At 53.5% G+C, this 5,501-nt stretch carries 2 rRNA genes; both read left to right on the top strand.

Annotated features, from left to right (window positions below):
* The first annotated feature begins 257 nt into the window (after positions 1 to 257).
* Positions 258 to 1,811 (top strand): 16S ribosomal RNA (locus tag ACLWS4_RS36860).
* A gap of 319 nt (positions 1,812 to 2,130) precedes the next feature.
* A 23S ribosomal RNA gene (locus ACLWS4_RS36865) occupies positions 2,131 to 5,062 on the top strand.
* Together the 16S and 23S rRNA genes form the textbook arrangement of a ribosomal RNA operon.
* The last annotated feature ends 439 nt before the right edge of the window (positions 5,063 to 5,501 follow it).

A 5,501-nucleotide genomic window follows, 5' to 3' on the forward strand; every position in this document is an offset into this window, starting at 1 on the left:
GGACCCAAAACTTAGGCCGAAAGAAGCGGGAGCGCCCACGAAAAAGCGGGCATATTAAAAAAAGGATTGACTGTACTTCGTTATCCTAGTATAATAGTTTTCGTCATCGCATCCGGCATTAAACTTCTTAAAAAAAGTAGTTGACATGTTGGTTGCGCCGTGGTATGATGTAAAAGTCGCTGAAAAACAAAGCGATTGTTCCTTGAAAACTGGACAAAACGAAACGTCAAATTCTTTTTGAGCTTTTATCAAACATCTTTACTGAGAGTTTGATCCTGGCTCAGGACGAACGCTGGCGGCGTGCCTAATACATGCAAGTCGTGCGGACCTTTTAAAAGCTTGCTTTTAAAAGGTTAGCGGCGGACGGGTGAGTAACACGTGGGCAACCTGCCTGTAAGACTGGGATAACGCCGGGAAACCGGGGCTAATACCGGATAGTTTTTTCCTCCGCATGGAGGAAAAAGGAAAGGCGGCTTCGGCTGCCACTTACAGATGGGCCCGCGGCGCATTAGCTAGTTGGCGGGGTAACGGCCCACCAAGGCAACGATGCGTAGCCGACCTGAGAGGGTGATCGGCCACATTGGGACTGAGACACGGCCCAAACTCCTACGGGAGGCAGCAGTAGGGAATCTTCCGCAATGGACGAAAGTCTGACGGAGCAACGCCGCGTGAGTGAAGAAGGCCTTCGGGTCGTAAAACTCTGTTGCCGGGGAAGAACAAGTGCCGTTCGAACAGGGCGGCGCCTTGACGGTACCCGGCCAGAAAGCCACGGCTAACTACGTGCCAGCAGCCGCGGTAATACGTAGGTGGCAAGCGTTGTCCGGAATTATTGGGCGTAAAGCGCGCGCAGGCGGCTTCTTAAGTCTGATGTGAAATCTTGCGGCTCAACCGCAAGCGGTCATTGGAAACTGGGAGGCTTGAGTGCAGAAGAGGAGAGTGGAATTCCACGTGTAGCGGTGAAATGCGTAGAGATGTGGAGGAACACCAGTGGCGAAGGCGGCTCTCTGGTCTGTAACTGACGCTGAGGCGCGAAAGCGTGGGGAGCAAACAGGATTAGATACCCTGGTAGTCCACGCCGTAAACGATGAGTGCTAAGTGTTAGAGGGTTTCCGCCCTTTAGTGCTGCAGCTAACGCATTAAGCACTCCGCCTGGGGAGTACGGCCGCAAGGCTGAAACTCAAAGGAATTGACGGGGGCCCGCACAAGCGGTGGAGCATGTGGTTTAATTCGAAGCAACGCGAAGAACCTTACCAGGTCTTGACATCCTCTGACCTCCCTGGAGACAGGGCCTTCCCCTTCGGGGGACAGAGTGACAGGTGGTGCATGGTTGTCGTCAGCTCGTGTCGTGAGATGTTGGGTTAAGTCCCGCAACGAGCGCAACCCTTGACCTTAGTTGCCAGCATTCAGTTGGGCACTCTAAGGTGACTGCCGGTGACAAACCGGAGGAAGGTGGGGATGACGTCAAATCATCATGCCCCTTATGACCTGGGCTACACACGTGCTACAATGGATGGTACAAAGGGCTGCGAGACCGCGAGGTTAAGCCAATCCCAGAAAACCATTCCCAGTTCGGATTGCAGGCTGCAACCCGCCTGCATGAAGCCGGAATCGCTAGTAATCGCGGATCAGCATGCCGCGGTGAATACGTTCCCGGGCCTTGTACACACCGCCCGTCACACCACGAGAGTTTGTAACACCCGAAGTCGGTGAGGTAACCTTTACGGAGCCAGCCGCCGAAGGTGGGACAGATGATTGGGGTGAAGTCGTAACAAGGTAGCCGTATCGGAAGGTGCGGCTGGATCACCTCCTTTCTAAGGGGAAAAGCGTAGGGCGCTCGTTCATCGGCGTACGGATTTCGAAGTCTTCGACTGAGATAAAGGAAACACGATGAGCCTTAAAGGCGAATCGATGCCCGCTTGTCGTAGGGAGAAGACGTAGAAATACGCTAGCCGATAGCGCCCGGAGCTAGACATAAAAGGAAAACCTTCGGTTTTCCGAAATTAAGTTTGGCGTTTTCGTTTTGTTCGGTTTTGAAGGTCCAATCCTTCAGTATGTGTTCTTTGAAAACCGGATAGGAGAAACAAACCAAGTAAACCGAGAATCGCTTATTTTTGGATTTAAATCTTTTATGGTTAAGTTAGAAAGGGCGCACGGCGGATGCCTTGGCACTAGGAGCCGATGAAGGACGGTACAAACACCGATATGCTCCGGGGAGCTGTACGTAAGCTTTGATCCGGAGATTTCCGAATGGGGAAACCCCCTGTCTTTAATCGGACAGGATTCCTGCCTGAATCCATAGGGCAGGAAGGGCACACCCGGGGAACTGAAACATCTCAGTACCCGGAGGAAGAGAAAGCAATTGCGATTTCCCAAGTAGCGGCGAGCGAACAGGAAACAGCCCAAACCGGAAGGCTTGCCTTCCGGGGTTGTAGGACACTCATATGGGAGTTACAAAAGAACGGGGTAAGTGAAGCGGCCTGGAAAGGCCTGCCGGAGAAGGTAAAAGCCCTGTAACTGAAACTTCGTTCTCTCCCGAGTGGATCCTGAGTACGGCGGGACACGAGGAATCCCGCCGGAATCCGGGAGGACCATCTCCCAAGGCTAAATACTCCCTAGTGACCGATAGTGAACCAGTACCGTGAGGGAAAGGTGAAAAGCACCCCGGGAGGGGAGTGAAAGAGATCCTGAAACCGTGTGCCTACAAGTAGTCAGAGCCCGTTAACGGGTGATGGCGTGCCTTTTGTAGAATGAACCGGCGAGTTACGGTCTCATGCAAGGTTAAGCTGAAGAAGCGGAGCCGCAGCGAAAGCGAGTCTGAACAGGGCGAAAGAGTATGAGGCCGCAGACCCGAAACCAGGTGATCTACCCATGTCCAGGGTGAAGGCAAGGTAACACTTGCTGGAGGCCCGAACCCCCGCACGTTGAAAAGTGCGGGGATGAGGTGTGGGTAGCGGAGAAATTCCAATCGAACTTGGAGATAGCTGGTTCTCTCCGAAATAGCTTTAGGGCTAGCCTCAAGCGGAGAGTTTTGGAGGTAGAGCACTGTTTGGACGAGGGGCCCTCATCGGGTTACCGAATTCAGACAAACTCCGAATGCCAAAAACTTATGCTTGGGAGTCAGACTGTGAGTGATAAGATCCATGGTCGAAAGGGAAACAGCCCAGACCGCCAGCTAAGGTCCCAAAGTATACGTTAAGTGGAAAAGGATGTGGCGTTGCTTAGACAACCAGGATGTTGGCTTAGAAGCAGCCATCATTCAAAGAGTGCGTAATAGCTCACTGGTCGAGTGACGCTGCGCCGAAAATGTACCGGGGCTAAACGTATCACCGAAGCTGCGGATGGACACCGTTTGGTGTCCGTGGTAGGAGAGCGTTCTAAGGGCGTTGAAGCCGGACCGGAAGGACCGGTGGAGCGCTTAGAAGTGAGAATGCCGGTATGAGTAGCGAAAGAAGGGTGAGAATCCCTTCCACCGAATGCCTAAGGTTTCCTGAGGAAGGCTCGTCCGCTCAGGGTTAGTCGGGGCCTAAGCCGAGGCCGAAAGGCGTAGGCGATGGACAACAGGTTGATATTCCTGTACCGCCTCTTCACCGTTTGAACGATGGGGGGACGCAGGAGGATAGGGCAAGCGCGACACTGGTTGATCGCGTCCAAGCAGTTAGGCCGGTGCGGAGGCAAATCCTTCGCGCCAAGGCGGAGCTGTGATGGCGAGGGAAATTAAAGTACCGAAGTTCCTGATTCCACACTGCCAAGAAAAGCCTCTAGTGAGGTGAAAGGCGCCCGTACCGCAAACCGACACAGGTAGGCGAGGAGAGAATCCTAAGGTGAGCGAGAGAACTCTCGTTAAGGAACTCGGCAAAATGACCCCGTAACTTCGGGAGAAGGGGTGCTTTTTGGGGTGTATGCCCCGGGAAGCCGCAGTGAATAGGCCCAGGCGACTGTTTAGCAAAAACACAGGTCTCTGCGAAGCCGCAAGGCGAAGTATAGGGGCTGACACCTGCCCGGTGCTGGAAGGTTAAGGAGAGGGGTTAGCCGCAAGGCGAAGCTCTGAACTGAAGCCCCAGTAAACGGCGGCCGTAACTATAACGGTCCTAAGGTAGCGAAATTCCTTGTCAGGTAAGTTCTGACCCGCACGAAAGGTGTAACGATCTGGGCACTGTCTCAACGAGAGACTCGGTGAAATTATAGTACCTGTGAAGATGCAGGTTACCCGCGACAGGACGGAAAGACCCCATGGAGCTTTACTGCAGCCTGATATTGAATTTTGGTACAGCTTGTACAGGATAGGTAGGAGCCTTGGAAACCGGAGCGCCAGCTTCGGCGGAGGCATCGGTGGGATACTACCCTGGCTGTATTGAAATTCTAACCCGCACCCCTTACCGGGGTGGGAGACAGTGTCAGGCAGGCAGTTTGACTGGGGCGGTCGCCTCCTAAAAGGTAACGGAGGCGCCCAAAGGTTCCCTCAGAATGGTTGGAAATCATTCGCAGAGTGTAAAGGCATAAGGGAGCTTGACTGCGAGACTTACAAGTCGGGCAGGGACGAAAGTCGGGCTTAGTGATCCGGTGGTTCCGCATGGAAGGGCCATCGCTCAACGGATAAAAGCTACCCTGGGGATAACAGGCTGATCTCCCCCAAGAGTCCACATCGACGGGGAGGTTTGGCACCTCGATGTCGGCTCATCGCATCCTGGGGCTGTAGTCGGTCCCAAGGGTTGGGCTGTTCGCCCATTAAAGCGGTACGCGAGCTGGGTTCAGAACGTCGTGAGACAGTTCGGTCCCTATCCGTCGCGGGCGCAGGAAATTTGAGAGGAGCTGTCCTTAGTACGAGAGGACCGGGATGGACGCACCGCTGGTGTACCAGTTGTCTTGCCAAAGGCATCGCTGGGTAGCTATGTGCGGAAGGGATAAGTGCTGAAAGCATCTAAGCATGAAGCCCCCCTCAAGATGAGATTTCCCACAGTTTAACTGGTAAGATCCCTGAAAGATGATCAGGTTGATAGGTCCGGGGTGGAAGCGCGGCGACGCGTGCAGCTGACGGATACTAATCGATCGAGGACTTAACCAAATAGAAAAGCGAAGGTGCCTTGTTTAGCCCCGACAAGCGAATGTTCTGACCGGCATGGAGCCGTCTTTTGGCTCCGTGGCGGGCAGGTTATTCGACCTCGAGGGGCTAGGCACCGGAGCTGGACAGTAGAAAAGTGAAGGGTGCTCGCTCATCGGCGTACGGATTTCGGAGCTTTCGACTGAGATAAAGGAAACACGACGAGCCCTAAAGGCGAGTCGATGCCCGCTTATCGTAGGGAGGAAGCGCAGAAATACGCTAGCCGATAGGCGCTGGAGCTGGACAATTCTCAAAGTTAGAAGCAGAAACGCATTCTCAGTTTACAGTTTTTTCTCCCATCCGGTTTTCAGGGAATACAATTATTTCTCTTGATAAATAACAGCAACTGTGTTATACTATTTCTTGTCATTAAGGTCCGGTGGCGATGGCGGAAAGGTCACAC

Source organism: Kitasatospora sp. SC0581, from assembly GCF_048159585.1.
In the GTDB taxonomy this organism is placed as follows: domain Bacteria; phylum Actinomycetota; class Actinomycetes; order Streptomycetales; family Streptomycetaceae; genus Kitasatospora.